This is a genomic window from Archangium gephyra (assembly GCF_049060025.1).
Classification (GTDB): domain Bacteria; phylum Myxococcota; class Myxococcia; order Myxococcales; family Myxococcaceae; genus Archangium; species Archangium gephyra_A.
Window position 1 is genome coordinate 9,519,915 of record NZ_JBMEQQ010000002.1, and the last position, 21,926, is coordinate 9,541,840.

22 protein-coding genes and 1 pseudogene are annotated in these 21,926 nt (G+C 68.7%); 16 read left to right on the forward strand and 7 right to left on the reverse strand.

What is annotated here, in order from left to right; translation table 11 throughout:
- Positions 1–7 precede the first annotated feature (7 nt).
- On the forward strand, positions 8–1,762 hold the full coding sequence (locus ACN28I_RS41575) for an ATP-binding protein (RefSeq protein ID WP_420947423.1): 1,755 nt from the start codon (positions 8–10) through the stop codon (positions 1,760–1,762).
- A 61-nt stretch (positions 1,763–1,823) separates the two neighbouring features.
- Here the strand turns inward: ACN28I_RS41575 and ACN28I_RS41580 are convergent, their stop codons facing one another.
- Entirely contained in the window at positions 1,824–2,360 is a 537-nt protein-coding gene (locus ACN28I_RS41580; protein WP_420947424.1) for a hypothetical protein, read from the reverse strand.
- Positions 2,361–2,504: 144 nt separating this feature from the next.
- On the opposite strand from ACN28I_RS41580, the gene ACN28I_RS41585 reads away from it, so the two are divergent.
- From ACN28I_RS41585 to ACN28I_RS41610, 6 genes are read left to right on the forward strand one after another with little or no spacing between them, the layout of a single operon-like run.
- A complete protein-coding gene (locus ACN28I_RS41585) occupies positions 2,505–3,305 on the forward strand; it encodes a TadE family protein (RefSeq protein ID WP_420947425.1) in 801 nt (266 codons plus the stop codon).
- A 40-nt stretch (positions 3,306–3,345) separates the two neighbouring features.
- Positions 3,346–4,989, forward strand: a complete 1,644-nt coding sequence (locus ACN28I_RS41590) for a hypothetical protein (RefSeq protein WP_420947426.1) — start codon at positions 3,346–3,348, stop codon at positions 4,987–4,989.
- Positions 4,986–6,146 carry a hypothetical protein gene (locus tag ACN28I_RS41595; protein WP_420947427.1) on the forward strand — a complete coding sequence of 387 codons (1,161 nt, stop codon included), beginning with the start codon at positions 4,986–4,988 and terminating at the stop codon, positions 6,144–6,146. The genes ACN28I_RS41590 and ACN28I_RS41595 overlap by 4 nt, the downstream gene beginning before the upstream one ends.
- A complete protein-coding gene (locus ACN28I_RS41600) occupies positions 6,137–7,081 on the forward strand; it encodes a hypothetical protein (protein WP_420947428.1) in 945 nt (314 codons plus the stop codon). Before ACN28I_RS41595 ends, ACN28I_RS41600 begins: the two co-directional genes overlap by 10 nt.
- A gap of 11 nt (positions 7,082–7,092) precedes the next feature.
- Entirely contained in the window at positions 7,093–7,461 is a 369-nt protein-coding gene (locus ACN28I_RS41605) for a hypothetical protein (RefSeq protein ID WP_420947429.1), read from the forward strand.
- Positions 7,448–7,678: a hypothetical protein gene (locus ACN28I_RS41610; RefSeq protein ID WP_420947430.1), complete on the forward strand. Its 231-nt coding sequence runs from the start codon at positions 7,448–7,450 to the stop codon at positions 7,676–7,678. The genes ACN28I_RS41605 and ACN28I_RS41610 overlap by 14 nt, the downstream gene beginning before the upstream one ends.
- A 61-nt stretch (positions 7,679–7,739) precedes the next feature.
- Here the strand turns inward: ACN28I_RS41610 and ACN28I_RS41615 are convergent, their stop codons facing one another.
- From ACN28I_RS41615 to ACN28I_RS41625, 3 genes are all read right to left on the reverse strand, one after another.
- Entirely contained in the window at positions 7,740–9,701 is a 1,962-nt protein-coding gene (locus ACN28I_RS41615; protein ID WP_420947431.1) for a LysM peptidoglycan-binding domain-containing protein, read from the reverse strand.
- A 148-nt stretch (positions 9,702–9,849) separates the two neighbouring features.
- Positions 9,850–11,382, reverse strand: coding sequence for a multiheme c-type cytochrome (locus ACN28I_RS41620; RefSeq protein WP_420948820.1), 1,533 nt, complete (start codon positions 11,380–11,382; stop codon positions 9,850–9,852).
- Between the two features lie 25 nt (positions 11,383–11,407).
- On the reverse strand, positions 11,408–11,791 hold the full coding sequence (locus ACN28I_RS41625; RefSeq protein ID WP_047859801.1) for a response regulator: 384 nt from the start codon (positions 11,789–11,791) through the stop codon (positions 11,408–11,410).
- Between the two features lie 170 nt (positions 11,792–11,961).
- Between ACN28I_RS41625 and ACN28I_RS41630 the strand changes: the two genes are divergently transcribed.
- From ACN28I_RS41630 to ACN28I_RS41655, 6 genes are all read left to right on the forward strand, one after another.
- The gene (locus ACN28I_RS41630; protein ID WP_420947432.1) at positions 11,962–13,596 is read left to right on the forward strand and encodes a mechanosensitive ion channel family protein; all 1,635 of its coding nucleotides are present in this window, start codon (positions 11,962–11,964) and stop codon (positions 13,594–13,596) included.
- A gap of 129 nt (positions 13,597–13,725) precedes the next feature.
- Positions 13,726–14,298, forward strand: a complete 573-nt coding sequence (locus ACN28I_RS41635; RefSeq protein ID WP_420947433.1) for a hypothetical protein — start codon at positions 13,726–13,728, stop codon at positions 14,296–14,298.
- A gap of 4 nt (positions 14,299–14,302) precedes the next feature.
- The gene (locus tag ACN28I_RS41640; protein ID WP_420947434.1) at positions 14,303–15,139 is read left to right on the forward strand and encodes a hypothetical protein; all 837 of its coding nucleotides are present in this window, start codon (positions 14,303–14,305) and stop codon (positions 15,137–15,139) included.
- Between the two features lie 11 nt (positions 15,140–15,150).
- Positions 15,151–15,762 carry a penicillin-binding protein activator LpoB gene (gene lpoB, locus ACN28I_RS41645; protein WP_420947435.1) on the forward strand — a complete coding sequence of 204 codons (612 nt, stop codon included), beginning with the start codon at positions 15,151–15,153 and terminating at the stop codon, positions 15,760–15,762.
- A gap of 7 nt (positions 15,763–15,769) precedes the next feature.
- Positions 15,770–17,017, forward strand: a complete 1,248-nt coding sequence (locus tag ACN28I_RS41650; RefSeq protein WP_420947436.1) for a COG3014 family protein — start codon at positions 15,770–15,772, stop codon at positions 17,015–17,017.
- An 82-nt stretch (positions 17,018–17,099) separates the two neighbouring features.
- Positions 17,100–18,431, forward strand: coding sequence for a dicarboxylate/amino acid:cation symporter (locus ACN28I_RS41655; protein WP_420947437.1), 1,332 nt, complete (start codon positions 17,100–17,102; stop codon positions 18,429–18,431).
- A 12-nt stretch (positions 18,432–18,443) separates the two neighbouring features.
- Here ACN28I_RS41655 and ACN28I_RS41660 read toward each other — a convergent pair whose 3' ends face one another.
- Together ACN28I_RS41660 and ACN28I_RS41665 are read right to left on the reverse strand one after the other, a co-directional pair.
- On the reverse strand, positions 18,444–18,857 hold the full coding sequence (locus ACN28I_RS41660; RefSeq protein WP_420947438.1) for a VOC family protein: 414 nt from the start codon (positions 18,855–18,857) through the stop codon (positions 18,444–18,446).
- A gap of 77 nt (positions 18,858–18,934) precedes the next feature.
- Positions 18,935–19,888 carry a sigma-70 family RNA polymerase sigma factor gene (locus tag ACN28I_RS41665; RefSeq protein ID WP_420947439.1) on the reverse strand — a complete coding sequence of 318 codons (954 nt, stop codon included), beginning with the start codon at positions 19,886–19,888 and terminating at the stop codon, positions 18,935–18,937.
- Positions 19,889–20,016: 128 nt separating this feature from the next.
- Here ACN28I_RS41665 and ACN28I_RS41670 point away from each other — a divergent pair, with 128 nt between their 5' ends.
- The 3 genes and pseudogenes from ACN28I_RS41670 (at position 20,017) to ACN28I_RS41680 (ending at position 21,326) form a co-directional block, all read left to right on the forward strand.
- Complete coding sequence (locus ACN28I_RS41670; RefSeq protein WP_420947440.1) at positions 20,017–20,772, forward strand: ZIP family metal transporter; 756 nt, start codon at positions 20,017–20,019, stop codon at positions 20,770–20,772.
- 166 nt (positions 20,773–20,938) lie between these two features.
- A pseudogene (locus ACN28I_RS41675) lies at positions 20,939–21,031 on the forward strand (CBS domain-containing protein); the annotation flags it as partial.
- A 148-nt stretch (positions 21,032–21,179) separates the two neighbouring features.
- The gene (locus ACN28I_RS41680; RefSeq protein WP_420947441.1) at positions 21,180–21,326 is read left to right on the forward strand and encodes a CBS domain-containing protein; all 147 of its coding nucleotides are present in this window, start codon (positions 21,180–21,182) and stop codon (positions 21,324–21,326) included.
- 22 nt (positions 21,327–21,348) lie between these two features.
- Here the strand turns inward: ACN28I_RS41680 and ACN28I_RS41685 are convergent, their stop codons facing one another.
- Positions 21,349–21,831: a universal stress protein gene (locus ACN28I_RS41685; RefSeq protein WP_420947442.1), complete on the reverse strand. Its 483-nt coding sequence runs from the start codon at positions 21,829–21,831 to the stop codon at positions 21,349–21,351.
- Positions 21,832–21,926 lie beyond the last annotated feature (95 nt).

Below are 21,926 nucleotides of genomic sequence, written 5' to 3' on the forward strand. Positions count from 1 at the left end.
TGTGTCGGTGACCAAGTCACGCAAGGCCGAGGCGGCGGATCCACTCGCGGGGCTGCCCGGTTGGGCCCAGAAGCTGGCCCAGAAGTACTACACGAAGACCGTCAGCACCTTCCTGCTCTACGGAGCGGTGAGGGACTTGCAGCCCACCACCCAGGAGGACGGCAGCCGGAGCTTCGGCACGCTGCGCACCTTCCTGTCCGAGGAGCTCTTCGGCGGGCGCGATCACGTCATCTTCTATGACCGCTCGTCCGGCATCCGCTCGGCGTCTCCGGAGACGCAGAAGGACTTCCAGCGGACGATGGCCGGGTATGACGCGATGTACGGCACGGACTACGCCAAGAGCCTGCCGAGGGATCCCGCCCGGGCGCTGCAGCTCCTGGAGAACTTCCTGCGGATGCGCCTGAGCGAGGGCAAGTCGCTGGCGCTCATCATCGACTTCGCCGAGACGCTGGTGCCGGGCGGGGAGATGAGCCACCTGTCGGCGGAGGACCGGTTCGTCCTGGCCACGCTGGACAAGTGGGCGCATGATCCGCAGTTCCTCGCGGGGGACACCTCCGTGGTGCTGCTGGCGGAGAACCTGGCGGACGTGTCCCAGCGCCTGTCGCGCAACCCGTACGTGGCGGCCATCGAGCTGCCCCTGCCCACCGAGGACGAGCGGCTGGAGTACGTGCGCTACAAGCTGGAGGGCAAGAAGCTGGCGGCGGTGTCGGACGTGCCGCTGGCGGGCCTGGCGAAGATGACGGCGGGCCTCTCGCGCATCAACCTGGACCGCGTGCTCACCGAGGCCCTCGAGCGCGACGTGCGCATCACCACGGATCTGCTCAAGGAGAAGAAGAAGGAGCTCATCCAGGCCGAGTGCCATGGCCTGCTCGAGTTCATCGAGCCGGTGCACACGCTGGACGCGGTGGCGGGCCACGGCAAGGCCAAGGACATGCTGCGCCACGCGGCCAACGCGCTCAAGAAGGGGCGCATCGAGGTGATGCCCATGGGCTACCTCGTCAGCGGCCCGGTGGGCACCGGCAAGACGTTCATGGTGTCCTGCTTCGCCGGAGAGATTGGCATCCCGGTGGTGAAGTTCCTCAACTTCCGCAGCCAGTGGCAGGGCGTCACCGAGTCCAACCTGGAGAAGATCTTCAACCTGCTCAAGGCGCTCTGGCCGGTGGCGGTGATGGTGGACGAGGCGGACACCTTCCTGGGCAACCGCGACTCGGGCGGGGACTCGGGGACGAGCAGCCGCATCTTCGGCTCCATCGCCTCGTTCATGGGCAACACGGTGTACCGCGGGAAGATCGTCTGGTTCCTGCTGACGGCCCGGCCGGACCTGCTGCCCATCGACCTCAAGCGGCAGGGCCGCGCCGAGGAGCACCTCGCGCTCTTCTATCCGGAGACGGAAGAGGAGCGGGAAGAGCTCTTCAAGGTGATGCAGAAGAAGACGGGGCTGAAGCTGGACGTGACGTCCATCGCGGAGCTGATCCCCACCGGGACGCGGCAGTTGAGCGGCGCGGACATGGAGGCGGTGCTGGTGCGCACGCGCTTCCGGGCGCTGGCGAACGGGCGCGAGCAGGCCACGGTGGAGGACCTCAAGGCCGTCTTCGAGGACTTCGTGCCGCCGAGCTACCCGCTGGAGATCGAGCTGCAGAACCTGGTGGCGGTGCAGGAGTGCACCAGCCGGGAGCTGCTGCCCGAGAGCTTCCGCCGGCTGGACCGCGACCACGTCACGCGCCGCATCCGCGAGCTGAAGATGCTGCTCGAGGAGGGGTAGGCGGGGAAGGGCGCTCGATCGAACCTCGGCCGAGCGCCCCACCCGCTGGGATGGCTGGCTGCTACTGAGGCTTGAACTCGAGCGACAGGTTGACCGTGCCGGTGTAGCCCGCGCCCGCGGCGGCCGCGTACTGGATCTGCGCCTTCCCACCGAACCACTGGTAGAGCGTGCCGGTGCCCGCGGCCTGCCCGGCGGGCACGGAGTCGATCGTCAGCGACAACGAGCCGAGGTTCTCCGCCGCGCCCTTCTGCACGGAGTACTCCTTGTCATCGGTCGACGTGACCGTGCCGAGGATCTGCGTGACGGCGCTCCCGGTGAGGGTGCCCGTCTTGGGGTCGCCGGTGAGGGTGATGAGGACGCCGTCGCTGCCCGACACGTTCCCGCTGCCCTGCTCGGGATCGATCTGGAGGAAATACTGAAGCTGCCCGTTGGCGAGCTTGGTTGCCTCCAGACTACAGAAGCTGACGCGGCCCGTGATGGCTCCGCTATAGGTACCCGTACAGACCGTGTTACCGTCTCCGCCGCCATCACCCGGGTCCACACACGCCCCGAGCGACAGCGCCACCACTGCTCCCAGAATCCGCAACGTCTTTCTCATTCGTTTTCTCCCATGATCACCTTACCGCAGTGCCCGTGCGGCAAGTTGACCGATAGTGTGGGGCACGCCCCATCCGCTAGTTTGCAGGGTGCCATGGCATTTGTCCCTCGTCGCCATACTCGTGGAGAGTCCGGTCAGGTCGCGGTGGAAACCGCGCTCGTCATCCCGCTCTTCATCTTCCTGATTCTCGGAATCCTACAACTTGGGATGATTGCCCAGACCCGCGTGATGGCGAAGTACGCCGCGTACCGGGCGGCGCGCGTGGGGGCGATGCACCACGCCAGCCAGGATGCGATGAATGCTGCGGCCATCTTCCACCTGCTTCCGGTGCTGGTGAGCGACAGCGAGACCATCCTGCCCACCAGCAGCACCAGCGACATCCTCCTCAAGTACAACCGCGCGATGATAGAGAACCAGAACAGGAGCGCGGATGGGCGCCGGCTGGTGCAGGTCGTCATCTGCGGACCGACCCTTGGGGAGTTGCGCGGCACCGCGAGCGGCAGCGCGAGCCCGCTGCCGGCGGGCAGCCAGCGCGCGCTGCATGGCCTGGGTAGCAACAACGAGGTGGACTTCGACGATCCGGAGCTGGCGCTGCCCTCGACGATGGACGCGCAGACCGGCGACGGCATGCGGCGCTACAACCGCCTGCGGCTGCGCGTGCAACTGCAACTGCTCTACCGGATGCCCATCCCCTTCGCCAACTGGATCATGACCCGCAGCTATCTGGGCCTGTCGCTGCCGTCGGTCCTGATGATGACCCGGAAGAGCTCGCCGATCACTCCCAAGACGACGGGTACCCAGTTGAAGGCGGTCAGCGAACTGGCCAACCGCCGCATCTACACGCTGCCGATCAACGTCAGCTACGCCATGCGGATGCAGAGCAACCTGTTCCTCAACAGATTCAAGTTGCCCGACACAAACGATTGCATCCACTACAAGCCTTGAGCCTGGGGCGGTTACCCGGATGCGGCATGAAGAGGTTCCCATGATGAAGTTCCTCCAAGCACAGTCGCGTGGCCCTGGACGCCTGCGCCCGCGCGGCCAGGCGATGATCCTGGGAGTGGTGACCCTGCTGGTCCTCGCGCTGGTGGTGTTCATCACCATCAACGTGACGGTGTCGGTGCAGCAGAAGATCCGGTTGCAGAACTACGCGGACGCCAAGGCCTTCTCCCTGGCGGTGGCCGAGGCCCGCGCCCTCAACCACTTCGCCTACACCAACCGGGCCATTGCCTCGGCCTACGTGGGCATGGCCAACGTGCACGCGTACATGTCCGAGGCGGCCATGCTGGCCGACCTGAAGCTGTCCGCGGCGGGGGTGATGGGGCAGATCGCCGCGCAGGAGAACGCGCTCTGCTACTGCTGCTGCTCACCCTTCGGGTGCGCCCCGTGCTGCTTCACCCACTGCATCCACGCGTTCGAGGCGGGCATCAACGCCGCGGGCCTGACGATCGACTGGATCAGCGGAAAGATGGGCCAGCGCATCCGCCAGTTGGACCAGCCGGCGCAGAACCTCATGCGCGCCCTGGACGCGCACGTCACCCTGCTGAGCGCCTCGCAGACGGCGGTGCGGGTGGGCGTGACGGCCACGCTGACGTCGGGCAGCCTGGGGACGCTCAAGAAGGACAACATGCAGAAGGCCGAGTCCGTCACGACGGACGAGACCCTGGTGAATGCCTTCAACGTCGCCCAGTGGAACCGCATCTTCTACTCCAACACCCAGCTCAAGCGGCGCATCATGGCCGAGACGGTGAACGCCTCCCGGCAGGACTTCGCGTGGAACCGCAAGGGCTCGCCCGCCATTCAGGCGGTGCTCTTTCCCCAGCTCAACCAGATCGTCAAGGCGCAGCTGTGGATCGGCCCGCGGGGCAACTGGCTCGTGTCCCAGGTACCGGACACCGGCTTCATGGCGGGCGGCCGCACGGGCGCGACGGATGGAAACTTCCCGGGGCAGGCGGGCGGCACCGTCTTCGCGGCGCGGGACAGCGCGGCGTCGACGACCCAGGGGCAGAGCATGAGCTCGTACGACTGGGGCACGCTCACCGGCCAGTGGCGGGACGGAGCTGGAGTGGGGCCGCTGCCGGCCTTCGGGCCCGCGGGCCCCGGTGAGCTGGTGACCGGCAATTCCGCGCGCCACCGGGCGGACCTGGGCATCATGGACTTCTTCAACCGGCCCCACACGGGCGGCCAGCACACCTCGCCCCAGATGCGGATGGAGCGCTTCACGGAGTTCAACATCGGCACCAGCGCTCCCTACAACCAGCCCGCCGTGTTCGCTGCGGTGACCACGGATGGCCGCGTCAACGAGTACGGCATCCGGGGCCCCTATGAGGTGGCCAAGAACGGCAGCGGGACGGTGCGCGTGAAGAACGTGGGCTCCCAGGATGCCGTGCTGACGCTCTCCAACAACTCGCCCATGCACGCCTTCTCCAAGGCGCAGGTCTACTACCACCGCATCGGGGACTGGTCCGACTACCCCAACCTCTTCAATCCCTACTGGCGGGCCAAGCTCCACCCGCTGACCCAAACGGACCTGATGTCGCTCGGGAGCGTCGACGCGGACGCGGCGGCGGTGGTTACCGGCGCGAGTGCCGTACCCAACGGCGGCGGAAAGGGAGTGAACATCCAATGAGCAGCCTCTCTTCGCGCTCCAGGCTCCACGGGCGACGGCGCGGCGCCGCGATGGTGGAGACCGCGCTGTTGATGATCGTCCTCATCCCGCTGTTGCTCTACGCCCTCTTCCTCATCGACGCGGCGTACATGAAGCTGGATCTCCAGGAGACGGTCGTGTCGGGCCTGTGGGACTTCTCCACCCGGAACGCCGAGAGCGGCGACAAGAACGAGGACTTCGGCCAGGTTCAGCGGGCCGTGCGCGCCTCGTACTCGGACCACACCTCCGCCATCGATGATGGCTCGGAGGTGAGCAAGCCGGACCTGGGCAATGTCCAGCGCATCACGGGCAACCACGACCATCAGAAGCACCACAAGATCTACTTCGCCGCCCAGTACACGTTCCGCTTCGACGCGAACGTGGGGCCGGACACCCAGTTCGATTGCAAGCTGACGGAGGACTCGGGCTGGGCCAGTGATGTCACCGGCCTGCTGCCGTCCTTCGCCGGCTCCGAATTCAACGTGGGCGGCCAGGTGACGTGCTCGGCCACCGGCTACATCTACAACTACCTCATCCCGGAGAAGCTCTTCACGGAGTTCACCGACGTGAAGATGTCGAATCTGACGAAGCGTCAGAGCGCGACGACGGACTCGCACTCCATCCAGGGCCGGGGCGGCAACATCGTGGCCCACGAGACGGGCTCGCTCATCTACAACACGTGGGCGCTGCGCAACGGCGCGGCTTCCGGCGGGCTCGCCAATGCGGACATCGGCGCGCGCTCCGGCCTGATGGGCGACCCGGACAACATCGAAGGCCCCTTCTATGACCGCGTGGTGTTCGACTATTCGCGCACGCCGACGTACGCGGCGGTGGCGGCGGCCTCGGGCGCCTTCTCCGCGCGGGCGGCGCAGCAGAACATCCTGGCGGCCGCCACCGCGGGCCCGACGACCCGGTCCGTGGCCGGCCTGCCCAACATGGCGGGTACCTTCCTGATCTCCCGCTACAAGCCCCAGGACCCGGGCCTGCGGCAGCAGGCCTCGGGAGGGCTGTTCGGTGGGGGCCAGGGCTTCCAGTCCACGCCCTATCGCAACGTCAACAACAACTACGTGACCGCGGGCAGCAACCGGGGTGTGTACTACATGGGCTGCCGTCAAGAGGAGAGGGATCGGTGTCCTTGAGAAGCAGTGTCGTCGTCACCGCCGCCCTGCTGTGGGCGGCGCCCGCCCTGTCCCACCAGGGAGAGAAAACGTCCGTGGCCCAGGCGCTCTCCGAGGCCAGCCCGGAGAAGGCGGCCCCCGCCGGAGGCTCGTGCTGCAACGGCGGCGCGGGTGGCGGCTCGTGTGGCGCGGCGGCAGAGCCTGGGATGGATCCCCTGGCCGCCCACCGGGCGAACGGGCACGACCCCTACGCCTCGGAGGAGAGCTGGCGGACGTTCGTGCGCGAGGTGATGTCCTCGGCCCCTCCCCCGGAGGAGCCGGCGGACGCGGATCTCTTCGCCTTCAGCGTGTACCGCGGCGTGCGTCCCGAGCCCATGGGCAGCCAGACGCTCATCAATGGCGCCCGGATGGAGGTCGCTTCCCTCATCGTCGAGGATCCTCCCCGCATGGTGACGAATTTCTATCTGGATGCCCTCGAGCGCCAGGGCATCGCGCCGATCCAGGGCCGGGTGGATGAGGTGCCGGGGATGACGTACCTGAGCTTCCGGCCGCCGGGCAGCAAGAACCTGAAGACGCTCACCTTCGTCCCCCATGGCGAGGGGACGGTCATCCTGGCCTCGGTGGGCAACCCGGAGGAGCTCATCGAAGGGCGTTCGACCCTGCCGGACGATGTGCCGCTGCCTCCCAAGGCGGAGATGCCCTCGGCCATCCAGCAGCTCGAGCCGGGCATGGCCTCGCGCAGTGCCTTCTTCCTGGTGCGGGAGAGCTCGGTGGCGCGCGTCCAGTCCTTCTACCGGGAGGAGCTGCTCAAGCGTGGCTTCGTTCCCGTGCAGGTGAAGGACGGCCTGCCAGGCCTGGAGAACTACCAGAAGGGCAGCTCGATGCTGTCCATTTCCGCCCAGCCCCATACGGAGGCCGCCACCGTGGCCGTGGGTCTGCTGTGGCTCGAGGAATGAGGAAAAACACCGTGTTCGCCACCACCATCCGTTCCGTGTCCCTGGCCGTGTTGCTCGCCGCCGGACTGGCCTCCGCCCAGGCCCCCAAGAAGAAGAAGGAGGCCGCGCCTCAGCCTGCCAAGCCCCTCGTCACCAAGGCTCCGAAGACCTGCTCGGACCAGTGTGAGATCATCGAGAATGTCTGCGCGGATCCCTGCAAGGAGATCAAGAACAACGCTCAGGCGAAGCAGGCCTGCGAGGCCAACTGCAAGCAGATGGCCGATGCCTGCAGCGGGAGCTGCAAGAACAAGGGTAAGCTCGATGCGCAGTACATGATGGAGAACATCAAGCCGCCCAAGGCCCCCCCGGGGGTGAAGGTGACGAACGATGATGACCACTGAATCCCGTGAGACGAAGGCAGTGGAGCGCGCCGTGCGGCGCGGCCTCTTCGGCCGGCGGCCCCGGCGCGGTCAGGCGATGGTCGAGTACTCGGCCGTCGTCTTCGCGCTGACGATCGCCGGTGGGGCGAGCATCATCACGGTCCTCCCGATGTTGATGGGAGCGCTCAACCGCTACCTGCAGGGCCTGTATTACATGATCAACCTGGCCGTGCCCTGAGGGGCGGGCCAGGGGCCGCCGGGCCCTCACGGGGGCCCGGGGCCACGAGCGGGAAACCGCGTTACGGCGCCTTCACCGTGAGCCGCAGTCCGGTGGGCAGCCGCGTGGTGTCCTTGATGTTGTTCCAGCGCTTGATGTCCTCCACGGTCACGCCGTAGCGCTGGGCGACGCTCCAGATGGACTCGCCGGCGGCCAGCTCGTGCACGGTGCCGGGACGGCCCGCGTTACCGGCCGGGGCGCGCTGGGCGATGACGGTGCCCGCGCGCTCCACCACCTGCTTGGGCGCGCTGTCCGGCCACACGTACAGCACCGAGCCCACCTTCAGGGCCTTCTTGCTGGCGCGCACCGTGAGGTTGTTCCACTTGCGCACGTCGTCCACGTTCACCTGGAAGCGCTGGGCGATGGCCCACAGGCTGTCTCCCGACTGCACGCCGTAGGTGATGCGCTTGCGGCCGTTGATGCTCTCCGTCTTGATGGGGCCGGTGGCCACGGGGCCGCGCGGCGTCCCGGCGGGCACCTCGTCCTCGGGGCGCATCACCGTCACGCCGCTGCGCCGCGCCTGCGCCACCTTGCGCGCCAGGGCGCTGTCCGCGTCCGTCTTGCCCGCGCCGCGCCCGGCCGGCACCGGAATCACCAGCTCCGCGTTCAGCTTCAGCGTCCGCGCGCTCTTGAGCTGGTTCATCTGCAGGATGGCCTCGGGCGCCGTGCCGTAGTTGAGGGCGATCTGCGACAGCGTGTCTCCCCGCTTCACCTTGTGGACGCGGAAGGTGAGCCGCTCCTTGGCCGGGATGCGGGGGAAGTTCTCCGCGAAGCGCTCGGACGAGCCCTGGGGCAGGCGCAGCACATACGGGTTCTTGGCGCTCGCCGGCGGGGTGCACCAGCGCCGCAGCTCGGGGTTGAGGTCCCGCACCTGCTCCACGGATACGCCCGCCGCCCGGGCAATCACGTCCAGGTCCGTGGCGTCGGTGAGCTTCACCTCGTCGAAGGTGAGTGCCTGCTCGTAGACGAATTCCTTCTCGGAGAAGCCGAAGGCCGCGGGGTGCTTGGCGATGAGCGCCGCGGCGATGAGCTTGGGCACGTAGTGCTTCGTCTCCGTCGCCAGGCCCTTCTCCGCGGAGATGACCCAGAAGTCGTCCGTGCCGTGGCGCTCCACCAGCCGGCGCACCCGGCTACTGCCGGTGTTGTAGCCCGCCCACGCCAGGTACCAGTGGCCCAGCTCCTTGCGCAGGTCCTTCAGGTAGCGCGCGGCCGCATAGGTGGCCTTGATGGGATCCCTGCGCTCGTCCACCCAGAAGTCCTGGTGCAGTCCGTACTGGCGGCCGGTGCTGGAGATGAACTGCCAGGGCCCGGAGGCGTGCGCCCACGAGTAGGCGGTGGGGGAGAAGCCGCTTTCGATCATCGCCAGGTACACCGTGTCGCGCGGCAGCCCCTGCGCCTCGAGGATGGGCTGCATCACCGGCAGGTACTTGGTGGAGCGGCTGACCCACTTGCTGAACCACTTGCGGCCCGGGCCCTGGAAGAACTGGATGTACTGGGCCACCAGCGGCTGCATCTCCACCGGGATGTCGTACTTGGGCTGCACCCGCGCCACGTCGAAGTTGGACAGGTCGGTGATGAGGGGCAGCTCCCCCAGCTCCTCGTCCTCGCGGAAGGTGGGCTCCTCCAACGCGTCCAGCATGCGCTGGCGCAGCGGGTTGGCCAGGCCCAGGCGGCGCAGCGACTGGAGCACCTCGGCGTTGGGCCGGGCACCGGGATCCAACGTGGCCCCCTCCAGCGCCCGCATCTCCTCCAGCTCGGTGGACTCCTCCGTGGGCTCCTCGGCCTCGGAGGACTCGTTGCGCAGGTCCTCCAGGATCTCCTCGGCGGACTGGATCTCCGGCTCCTGGGGGGCGGCACCCACCCGCAGCTGCTTGTCCTCCGTGCTGAGCACCCGCATGCCGGGGGGCGGCGGGGGCATCGGCACCGCGCTCTTGGCGGGAGGGACGGAGGTGAGGACCAGGAGGAGCAGGCTGAAGGACGGCATGGTCACCTGGGAGCCGGCTGCCCGAAGGGCCGGGTTGGTTGGTGGCTCAAGTGTTCGATGCTTTTCGTTTCACTCAAACAAGCATCCAGACGGGCCATCTTCCCCTTGGATGGAACCCACGGGAAGAAACACACCGCCTGGATGTGTTTCAGGGCTTCGGCTTCACTGCGGGTGGCTGGCCGTGGCCGGGCCCGAGGATCTTCGGCACGTAGGTGGCGAAGTCGAAGTGGGGCGAGTTCTCCGGGTTGTGACAGGTGACGCACACGTCCTGGCCGGGGCGGGCGAGGATGTTGTCGGCGGACGGGTCCTCGGCGTGGAGCGAGCCCGGGCCGTGGCAGCTCTCGCAGCCCACGTCCTCGCGGCCGGCCACCTTGTCCAGGCGGCACACCCCGCCGGGCTTCTCCCAGCCGGTGACGTGGCAGCCGGTGCAGTTGAGGTGGAACTGCTTGCCCGCATCCTCCAGCGTCTTCCACGCGTGGCGGTGCTTGGAGGCCTCCCATACCGGGAAGGACTCCTCGTGGCACTCGGCGCAGGCTTTGTTGCCCACGAAGGCGGCCTGGCCCTTCTCCGGGGCAGGGCAGTCCTGTCCGTGGGCCTTGGCCCACTCGAGGTTCATCTTCCCCACGTCCGCGTCGTAGGCGTTCACCACCGCCTGGGCCGCCGGGTCCGAGGCGAGGTTGGACTCCAGGGGGACGAAGCGCACGGAGAAGCTGTCACCCTCTCCGGCCGCGGCCACCGGCGCGGTGAGCAGCGTCTGCCGGCGCGCCACCAGCTCCTCGCGCTTCTGCTGCAGCAGCTTCTGGCGCTCCGGGTTGATGCCGGGGAGGTTGATCTCCTTGTCCATCAGCCCCAGGCGCCGCTCGATGGAGGCGGCCTCGCGCTCGCTGTCTTCCGCCGTCTTCCGCAGGGTGAAGCGGCCCGGCTTCGCGCCGTAGGCCAGGTCCACGCGCAGCAGCGAGCGGCCCTTGCTCTGCAGGGCGACGACGGGCACCGACGCGTCGCGCACCGGCTTGTTCTCCTCGCCCGAGAACTCGGTGGCGGTGTGCGTGGCCAGCACCAGGTCCACCCCCAGCTCCGGCGTGGACGCGGCCTGCTCGGCCTCCTGCACGGTGCCGTGGAAGAGGCCCACCACGAAGGCGGCCCCCCCGGCGCGGGCCTTGGCGCCGGCCTGCTTCAGTCCGGCCGCGTCCGAGGCGCTCACCACGCCCACCTTGCGCGCCCCGGCGTCCAGCACCTTCACTCCGCCGGGCTCCAGCTCGGGCAGTCCCAGCCCCTGGCGGAAGGCGGCGCCGCGCGTGTCGTCCAGCTCGCCCGTCGCGCGCACCACCAGCCCCATGCCCTTCATGGCCTCGGCGAGCGCCCGGGCCTTGCGCTCCTCCTGCGGCACCTGCTCCGGCTTGAGCTTCGGCTCGCCGAAGAGGCTGTCTCCGCCGTCCACATAGAGGACGGGCAGGGCGCCCTTGCGCGCCTCCTTCACCTGCAACGCCGCGCGCGCGATGCCGCCGCGCATGTTCTCGCTGCAGCCGCACGGGCCCAGGTAGCCCCGGGTGTCCGCGGAGAAGAAGAGGATGGCGCCCGGTGCTTGCGCCTGGGCGGTCGTGTTCCCTCGGGGGGCGGCGTCCGGCTCACCCGTCCGTGGCTCCTTGCGCGAGCACCCCGAGAGCGCCGCCAGCAAGGCCATTCCGGTGACGAGCCGCTTCACCGCTTCACCAGATGATGCTCTGCACCAGCTCGTCGATCTTCTCACCCATCTTCTCCAGTCCGTTCACCTTGGACAGGCTGCCGTCGGCGCCGACCTGCTCGGCCAGCTTGCTCAGCTCGTCATCCGGGAGGCTGGAGAAGAGGATGATGGGGATGTCCTGTGTGCCGTACTCGTTCTTCAGCGTCCGGCAGATGTCCGTGCCCTTGGCCTCGGGCATGTGGATGTCCGTGAGGATGAGGTCCGGCTTCCACGTCTGCAGGGTCTTCTCGAACTCCATCAACGTCGACGTGGCGATGACCTCGTAGCCGCGTGCTTCCAGCACGGCCTTCTCCATGGCGAGGGTGATCTCGCTGTCGTCGATGAGGAGGATCTTTCGCTTCTCTTGCACGGCAACCTCTTCCTGGGCGGCCTTTTCTAGCCCAGGGCTCCCATGGCTCCAAGGCTTTCTCGTGGGGGTGGAATCCACGGGGGCACGACTCGTCAGCTACCCTGGAGGACGAGCGGCCCGGCGGCACATTGGTGTTGCGGGGAGGGACGTGGGGGGGCACTAAGGCGGCCATGCGCCGCGCTCTGACTGGACTGTGTCTGCTGGTGTCCGTCCTCCTCCTGCCGAGGGCCTGGGCCCTCAATGTGGGCCTCGGCGAGCCGCCCTTGTTGGACCGGCAGACGCCCTACGCCGCGGCCCAGGGGTTCTCCGCCGCCGTGCACCGGGGGGACTACGAGCTGGCCGCGCACTACCTGGACCTGGATTTCATCCCCGCGGCCGAGCAGAAGGCCCGGGGGCCCGTGCTGGCCCGGCGGCTCAAGTTCGTCCTGGACCACAAGCTGCCCACCGCCCTGGCCAGCCTGAGCAAGGAGCCCCAGGGGAACGCGGAGGGCAACCGCTTCGACCAGATTGGCGTCCTCTCGGTGGGGGAGGCCTCCTACCCCATCCGCCTGGCCAGCGTGCCCGCCAACAATGGTGGGCGGGTGTGGGTGTTCAGCGAGGCGACGGTGCGGGCGATTGATCCGCTCTACGAGGAGTACGGCCCGTCGAGGCTGGGCGAGGTGCTGCCGCCGTGGTTCTTCGACAAGCCGGTGCTGGGGATGGAGCCGTGGCAGTGGCTGGGCATGGTGGTGACGCTGCTGGGGGCGGGGGTGCTGAGCGTGGTGCTGGAGAAGCTGTCCCTGAGGGTGCTGGGGCGGCTCGCGCGCTGGACGAGCAACGGCTGGGACGATGCGCTGGTGCCCGCGTGCAAGGGGCCGCTGCGGCTGCTGTACTTCGCGCTGCTCGGGGCGCTCGGGGCGACGCTGCTGCTGTTGCCGCCCACGGCCCGGTTCCTGGCCTCCCACCTCTTCACCACGCTGCTCATCGTGTCGGTGGCGTGGTTCGTCCTGCGCTTCCTCCGGGTGACGGCGCAGTTCGTCCAGCAGACGGTGACGAAGGAGGGGAAGGACGCCGCGCGCGCGCGTGGGCTGCACACCCAGCTGGCGGTGCTGCGCTCCGTGTTCGAGGCGGCCACCTACCTCATCGCGGCCGCGCTGCTGCTCATGCAGTTCGAGACGGTGCGCAACGTGGGCGTGTCGCTGCTGGCCTCGGCCGGTGTCGCGGGCCTCGTCATCGGTCTGGCGGCGCAGAAGTCCATCTCCTCGCTGCTGGCCGGCATCCAGCTCTCCATCACCCAGCCCATCCGCATCGGGGACACCGTCATCGTGGAGAACGAGTGGGGGACGGTGGAGGAGATCACCCTCACCTACGTGGTGGTGAAGGTGTGGGACGAGCGGCGGCTGGTCATCCCCATTCCCCACTTCCTCGACAAGCCCTTCCAGAACTGGAGCAAGGGCGGGCAGAGCATGCTGGGCCCGGTGCTGCTGCTGGTGGACTTCACCACGGACATGGACGCGCTGCGGGAGGAGCTGCGGCGCATCCTGGACAACGAGGGCAAGGCGTTGTGGGACGGCCGGGTGGCCACCGTGGTGGTGTTGGAGGTGCTGGACCGGACGCTGCAAGTGCGCGCGCTGGTCAGCGCCGCCCCTTCGAACCTCTTCGACCTGCGGGCCCTGGTGCGCGAGAAGCTGATGGCGTACCTGCGTGGGCGGCCCGAGTGGCTGCCCATCACGCGCACCGAGCCCCGTAATGTTCCCCAGCCGCCCGCTCCCGCGCCAGCGAGCGAGCAGGCACAGCCCCCTCCGCCCGCTCCTCCCCGTGCGTGAACTGGGAAACGGTGGCGCCGCGCCCGGTGGGCGGGGAGTGAATAGGCGCACCCCCCTCCGCGTCTGACGGCGTGGTTGCGCACCCGGGGTTGCCAGCCCCGGGCCGCCGCACCAGATGGGGAGCCTGTGATGAAGCGTCTTGCCTGGTTGTGGGGAGCCGCCTCGTTGGCGGCCGCAGTGGGGGTGGCCCCGTCGGCGCATGCGCAGGGGCGGGGTCGTACCGACGGGCCGGAGGGGTCCGAGTACGGCAAGGGAGGTTACTCCCGGACCTCGGACAGCCGGTTCTCGCTGGAGCTGAACTGGGGCGCGGCGTTCGCCGCCGATGCGTCGACGGTGCGGCGGGGGAGTGTGCCGATGTTCTTCGGCGCCACCGCCTCCCTCTGGGGCGCGGACTGGTACCAGTTCGACCTGAGCGGCGCGTACGTGCTGCAGAACGAGCAGTGGAGCGTGCTGGCGGGTCCGCGCTTCCGCACCTACGGCTTCCCGGTGAGTTTCAACGCGGGCCTCAAGGCCGGTGGCTTCTTCATCCCCGATGCCGGCTTCCGCTTCGGCCTGTCGCCCCAGGTGGGCGTGGACCTGTTGGCGGCCAACGAGCGGCTGGTGCTCGGCCTGGGTTATGCGCTGGACATCCCCTTTGTTGGCTCCGGTGACTTTCGCGGCCTCATGAACAGGCTGTTCATGAACGTCGGCTACAGGTTCTGACACCATGCTCGCCCACGCTCTCGCCGCCGTGCTCGCGCTCGCCACCGGACAGGTGCAGGGGGAGGTGCCTCGGACCTCCACTGCCAGCGGGCAGTCCGTGCCCGTGTTGCCCTTCCCGGGCCAGACGCAGACCTACAACATCATCCAGTGGGACCCCAACCAGCTCCCGCGCATCTACGAGCGCACGGACCAGCTCCCGCTCACCGGCGAGGAGGTGGCGAAGCTGGCCCAGGCGGGCTTCGACGAGGCCCAGTTGGTGAAGATGATCGAACAGCGCCGCTGCGCCTGCGACGCGAGCGCGGACGGGCTCATCCGCCTCAAGCAGGCGGGAGTGCCCAAGGGGGTGCTGGACGCGGTGTCCACCCACGCGCTGCGGCCCAACCGGGCGTTGGACTTGCTGGTGACGCTGGACTTCACCGGTGAGAGCCGCACGGCGCGCGAGGGCTTCCTCTACTTCTTCGTGGAGGACGGGGAGCTGACGCGCGTCTTCACCGCCAACCTGCCGGAGCTGCTCGCGCGCCAGAACCGGCACGAGACGATGGTGGACCGCAGCGACATCCTCCGGGCCCGGACGGTGCGCCGCATCCAGTTGGCCGGGCAGGTGCCGCTCAAGACGTACGGCGCGCACCGGGTGATGGTGGTGGCCAGCGCCAGCCCGACGCTCACCCATCCCTCGCAGCTCACCGAGGCCGAGCGCGCCAAGGCGCAGCTCTACACCTTCGACTACCCGCGCTCGTCGCTGCAGAGCCTCTGCAGGCTGACGGCCGGGTACAAGCGCGACGCGGTGCTCGCCCACAAGTGGAACTTCCAGGGCAGCCGCTTCGAATGTGAATGGAACTAGGAGTGCTCGCCATGAAGACCCGTCTCCTCGTGTCTGTCTCGCTCGCCGGGCTCCTCACCACCGCCTGCGGAGGGCCTCGCGCCTTCACCCGCGGCACCTATGAGGACCCGAACACCATCGAGATGCTGTCGGATCAGTTCAACGAGAACGACCTGCAGCTCATCGCCAAGAAGATGGTGAACTCGCTGGCCGGGTCGCCGCGCTTCTCCCAGTCCCAGCCCGGCGGGCAGCAGCTTCCGGTGGTGCTGGTGGGCCGGTTGAAGAACAAGACGTCCGAGCACATCGACATGGCCTCGTTGGGGGACAAGATCCAGACGGGGCTGGCGCAGACGGGCCGGTTCGCCCTGCTGGACAAGGCGGCGCGCGAGGATCTGGCCGAGGAGTACGAGTACCAGCAGTCGGGCTACGTGCGCCCCGACTCGGCCAAGGGCCCCGGCGAGCAGGCCAGCGCGGACTACCTGCTCACCGGAGAGCTCGCCTCCATCGTCCAGCAGGTCGGCAACGACAAGCTCGTCTATTACAAGATGACCGTGAAGCTGAACAACGTGCGCACGGGCATCGTGGAGTGGACGGACGAGAAGGAGATCCGCAAGAAGTTCGAGCGGAAGCCCATCTCCTGGTAGCCCGGCCATGAGCGACTCGCGGCGTCACGGGGGGCGGGGATGGGCCGTGCTCGTGCTGGCGGGCGCGGTGCTGCTGTCCGGTTGCGCGGGGGACTACGTCGCGCGGACGCGCCAGCTCCGCACCGCGTACGAGCAGGAGGCCTACGAGCGCGCGCTGGCCGAGCTGGACGAGGTGGCGCGGCACGACAAGGGCAAGGACTCGCTGCTGGTGCTGCTGGACCGGGGCATGGTGCTGCATGCCGCGGGGCGGTGGAAGGACAGCATCCAGGTGCTGGCGGAGGCGGATCGCCTGGCCGCGGAGCTGGATGTCGTCTCCGTGAGCGAGGAGGCCGGGACGCTCCTCACCAACGAGCGGGAGCGCGCCTACCGCGGCGAGGACTTCGAGCGGCTGATGATCTCCGTGCTCCAGGCGCTCAACTACGCGCAGCTGGGCCAGGACGAGGAAGCCCTCGTCGAGGTCCGCCGCGTGAACGAGCGGCTGCGGAAGATGATCGTCGAGGAGAAGAAGCCCTACGAGCAGCTCGCCATCGCGCGCTACATCGGCGGCGTGCTGTACGAGGACCAGCGGGAGTGGGACTCGGCGTACATCGACTATGCGCAGGCGCTCGAGCTGGCGCCGGGGCTGGGGCCCCTGGCGGAGCCGCTGCTGAGGCTGGCGAAGAAGACGGGACGGCTGGACGAGTACGAGCGGCTGCGCAAGCGCTTCCCGGACGTGGCGCACGAGCCGCTGGGACCGGGCGAGGGGCAGGTGCTCGTGGTGGTGGAGGCGGGGCGGGCGCCGGAGAAGGAGCCGGCGGACCGGAGGCTGGAGACGCACGACATCATCCAGGTGCCGGTGTACCGGGACCGGGGCCGGCCGGGGCTGGCGAACGTCTGGGTCCGGGACAGCAGCCAGCGGGCGGTGACGGTGACGTCGCTGGCGGAGGTGGCGAAGGTGCACCTGGACGAGCGCATCGGCCGGATGCTGGCCAGACAGGTGGCCGGGGCGGTGGCGAAGGCCGGCCTGGCGGCGGGGGCGGGGGCGCTGACGAAGAGCAGGGAGGTGGGGGCGCTGACGTTCCTGCTGCTCAACGCGATGAACCAGCCGGACCTGCGCTCGTGGATGTCGCTGCCGGCGGAGTTCCAACTGGCGCGCTTCCGGCTGCCCGCGGGGCGGCACACGGTGACGGTGGAAGCCTCGGGCCTGCGCACCGAGCGGCAGGTCGACGTCGCACCGGGCCGCGTGCGGGTCCTCGTCATCCGCCGCTACGACTGAACGCCTCCTCGCACGCCCACTCCCCCGCCTGGGGAGTCCGCGATACGCTCGGGCCTCCTACCTCCCAAGGAACCCCCCTTCCATGGCCGTACAGGATTTCAAGGCGGAACCCACCTCTCGCGGTCTCCACCGGCACCTCTACGTCCAGGTGCTCGCGGCCATCGCCCTGGGGGCGCTGCTCGGCCACTTCTACCCGAGCCTCGGCGCGTCCCTGAAGCCGCTGGGAGACGGCTTCATCAAGCTGGTGAAGATGGTGATCGCCCCCGTCATCTTCCTCACGGTGGTGACGGGCATCGCCGGGTCGACGGACCTGAACAAGGTGGGCCGCGTGGCCGCCAAGGCCTTCGCCTACTTCCTCACCTTCTCCACGCTCGCCCTGGTGGTGGGCATGGTCATCGCCAACGTGGTGCGGCCGGGGGCGGGGATGAACATCGACCCGGGCACCCTCACCTCCGCGGGCGAGGTGAGCACCTACGCCGCCAAGGCGCATGACCAGTCGCTGGTGAAGTTCCTGCTCAACATCATCCCCAACACGGTGGTGAGCGCCTTCTCCGAGGGTGACATCCTCCAGGTGCTGTTCGTCTCCGTGCTGTTCGGCATCGCCCTGGCCATGGTGGGGGCGAAGGCCCGGCCGACCCTGGAGCTGCTCGACTCGCTGAACCACGCCTTCTTCCGGCTGGTGAACATCCTCATGAAGGCCGCGCCCATCGGCGCCTTCGGGGCCTTCGCCTTCACCATCGGCAAGTACGGCATCGGCTCGGTGGTGAACCTGGCGGCGCTCGTGCTCACCTTCTACCTGACGTCGGCCGTCTTCGTGCTCGTGGTGCTGGGGCTGGTGGCCCGCTACAACGGCTTCTCCATCCTGCGGCTCATCCGCTACCTCAAGGCGGAGCTGCTGCTCGTGCTCGGCACCAGCTCGTCCGAGGCCGCCCTGCCCAGCCTGCTGGAGAAGATGGAGCGCGCGGGCTGCCCCAAGCAGATCGTCGGCCTGGTGGTGCCCACCGGCTACTCCTTCAACCTCGACGGCACCAACATCTACATGACGCTCGCGGCGCTCTTCATCGCCCAGGCCACCAACACCGAGTTGAGCCTCGGCCAGCAGACGCTGCTGCTGCTGGTGGCCATGGTGAGCTCCAAGGGAGCGGCCGGGGTGACGGGCGCGGGCTTCATCACCCTGGCGGCGACCCTGTCCGTGGTGCCCTCGGTGCCCATCGCCGGCATGGCGCTCATCCTCGGCATCGACCGCTTCATGTCCGAGTGCCGCGCGCTGACCAACTTCATCGGCAACGCCGTGGCCACCATCGTGGTGGCGCGCTGGGAGGGCGGGCTGGACCAGAAGACGCTCGACGAGGTCCTGAGCGCTCCGTCCACTCCCGCCCCCGTGCCGGCCCCGGCCGTGGCTGCGGCCGAGTAGCTCAGCTCGCGCTCACTTGATGGTCGCCGGGTCCATCCAGAACACTTCCCAGTGGTGCCCGTCGAGGTCGTAGAAGCTCCAGCCGTACATGAACCCGTGGTCCTGCTTGTCCACGGCGTGCTTTCCGCCCGCGGCGATGGCCGTGTTGACCAGCTCGTCCACCTCGGCCCTGCTGTCGCACGACAGCGCGAAGAGGCCCTCGGTGTGGGTGCGGGTGTCGCAGAGCTGATTCTTGGTGAAGTCCTTGAAGCGCTTCTCGGTGAGGAGCATCACGTAGGCCTCCTCGCTGAGGATCATGCAGGTCGCGGTCTCGTCGGTGAACTGCTGATTGAACGAGAAGCCGAGCTTCGTGAAGAACTCGATCGACCGCTTCAGGTCCTTGACGGGCAGGTTGACGAAGATCTTCCGGGAACGGTTCGTGGCCATGGACGCCTCCAAAGGGGTTTTGCCTTATAGACGCCCCCGGGCGTGCGAACTCATCGGTGCCCCGGAAAAAAAAGCGGCTAGGGGGCGAAGCTGGGGGGAAGGCCGAACCGCGGGAACAACGCCTCGGTGTCGAGGAATGAATTCATCGCGGCGATGCGGTCGCCGGAGAGCTCGAGCACGATCAGTGCCCACGCCTTGTGAGGGCCCCCGGGTTCAGCGGGAGGCCGGTACTGCCCGAAGGCGGGCGAGCCGCAGGCCGAGGTCGGCACCAGCCGGGAGCCCCGGCAACCCGAGCCCCGCCCCAACAGCCACTGGCTGATGGGCTCGTGACCGCGAAGCCACAGCGAGAAGGGCGGCATCGAGAGGGTCGCGTCCTGGTGGAGCAGCCCGGTGAGCGCGGCCACGTCGTACCGCTCGAAGGCCTCGACGTACCGGTTCAGCAACGTGGACTGTGCCTCGGACAGGGGGGCGCGGGCCTCGGTGAGGTCCCGGGTGGCGAGCGTCGCCCGGGCCCGCTGGAGGGCGCTGTTGACCGAGGCGACCGAGGTCTCGAGGCTCTCGGCGACCTCGGCGGCGGACCAGCCGAGCACCTCGGTCAGGAGCAGCACCGCGCGCTGCCGGGGAGGGAGGTGCTGGAGCGCGGCCACGAACGCGAGGCGGATGCTCTGGCGCAGCACCACGAGCTCGGAGGGATCGGCGTCCGAGGGGAGGGCGCGCGCGTCGGGGATGGGCTCGAGCCAGTGGGAAGCCGGTAGCTGGGTGAGCGTGTCGTCGACCGAGCCGACGGGCCCCATTTCCATCGGGCGCGCGCGGCGCGAGCTGTCGCTCAGCGAGTCGAGGCACACCCGGGTGGCGATGCGGTAGAGCCAGGTGCGCAGGGACGCGCGCTCCTCGAACCGGTCCAGGCTGCGCCACGCCCGCACCATCGTCTCCTGGACGGCGTCGTCGGCCTCGGCGGCCGAACCCAGCATGCGATAGCAGTGGCCGGTCAGCGCGGCGCGGTGCTCCTCGAGGTTGTAGGCGGTGGCCATCGCCCTGGGATTTATCAGTCCCCGCCCCTCGTGCAAGGGCCTGACTCCGCCGCCAGCCCCGGGAGAGGGCAGGGGACATGCACTCGCGCCACCCGTGGCATGGATCTGTGCTAGGTGTCGGGCCCCCCATGTCTCCCGCGGTAGCTCTCTCCTCCTATTCGTTGATCATCCTGCTGGGCGCCGTCGTGGGCGCACTGGTGGTGGTCGTCACCCAGAAGCCGACGCGGCTGGTGACGTTCCTGGCCTTCGCGGCGGGTGTGATGTTCGGGGCGGCGTTCTTCCACATGCTGCCGGAGGCGTACCACGGGGGCGGGTTCTGGGCGTTCGCGCTGGTACCCGCGGGCTTCGTGTTCCTGATGGTGCTGGAGCGGTACGTGCTGACGCACGCGTGCGAGGAGCCGCCGGAGTGCGAGGAGCACATGCACGGGAACACGCTGGGGCTGACGGCGTTCCTGGGACTGTCGGCGCACACGCTCTTCGACGGCATCGCGCTGGGCTCGGCGGTGAAGGAGGGCGTGGGCGTCATGGCTCTGCTGGCCATCACCTCGCACAAGATTCCCTCGTCGCTGTCGCTCGCCTCCATCCTCAAGGCGGAGGGGAAGAGCTCGGGCCGCATCATGGGGTACGCGGTGCTCTACGGGCTGATGGTGCCGGTGGGGGCGGTGCTGTACTTCGCCTTCGACGCGGTGCTGCGCTTCGAGTCCCTGGCGCCCAGGGCACTGGCCTTCTCGGCGGGCACGTTCCTCTACGTGGCGGTGTCGGACCTGCTGCCGCACGTGAACCGGCACGGCAAGGACAACCGGGGACGCAACCTGGTGGCGCTGGCGGCCGGCCTGCTGCTGATGCTGGCGCTGTCGCAGGTGACGGAGCACCCGGGACACTGAGCCCCGGGTGGAGCGGGTGTGTGGACGGTGGCGGCGTGAGCGGACAGCGCGAGTAGCCCTGGCCCGGCTGAACGCTTGCCGCCTGCACGGGGCCCTCCCAGGTCGCACCCTGAGTCGTGAACCTGGTGCGACCGAGAGGACCCCCATGCTCACCGTCGAGGAACTGATGACCCGGGATCTGGTCACCCTGAACGAGGACGATGACCTCGTCCGCGGGGACGACCTGCTGGCCAAATACGACATCCGCCATCTGCCCGTGGTGAAGGAGGGGAAGCTCATCGGGCTGGTGAGCCACCGGGACCTGATTCGAGCCCTGGCCCGTCATGAGCGCAGCCCGGGCTCACCCCCGGTGCAGGTGCGGGACGTCATGACGCGCTCGCTGGAGACGTTGCGGCCGCGGAAGCTCGGTGCGCGAGGCGATCCACAAGCTGCTCGACCGCAAGTTCGGATGCGTGCCGGTGGTGGAGGACGGGGATCGGCTGGTGGGCCTCATCACGGAGACGGACCTCATCCGGCTCGCGGATCGCCTGCTGGACAAGGAGGATAGGCACTGAGGAGGAGAGGCACCGAGGTGCCTCACCCCACTGGCCGGGCCTCCTGCTCTTCCGCCCCGTGCACCGTCAGCACGGGGCAGGTGGCCCGGGCCACGACCTTCTGCGCGACGCTGCCCATGAGGAGCCGGGCGAGCCCGGTGCGCCCGTGGGTGCCCATCACCACCAGGTCATACCCGCGGTTCGCGAAACCGAGGATGGTGTCGGCGGTGGGGCCTCGCTCCAGACGGACCTGGAGCGGAACGGGGCTGGACTGATAGCGCTCGGACCAGGCGTTCAGGAGCCGGCCGGCCTGCGCGAGGCCGAGCGTCTCGAGCGAAGCCTCCGGGTCTCCGGGCACCATCACCAGGCTCTCCGATTCCAGGTGTGGAGGAGGCTCCCAGACGTGGAGCAGGTCGATGGAGGCGTTCATCCGTTCGGCCAGCGAGAGGGCGTACTCCACGGCACGCCGCGAGTATTCCGAGAAGTCGGTGGCTACCAGGATGCGGCGGATGGGTTGGGCCATCATGGCTTCCTCCACGCGAGCGGACCCGGGGGCCCGCGATTCGGCTCCTTCCATGGAACATGCGCCGTGAGGCCCATGGCGTCCGTGGCCGTGGACCC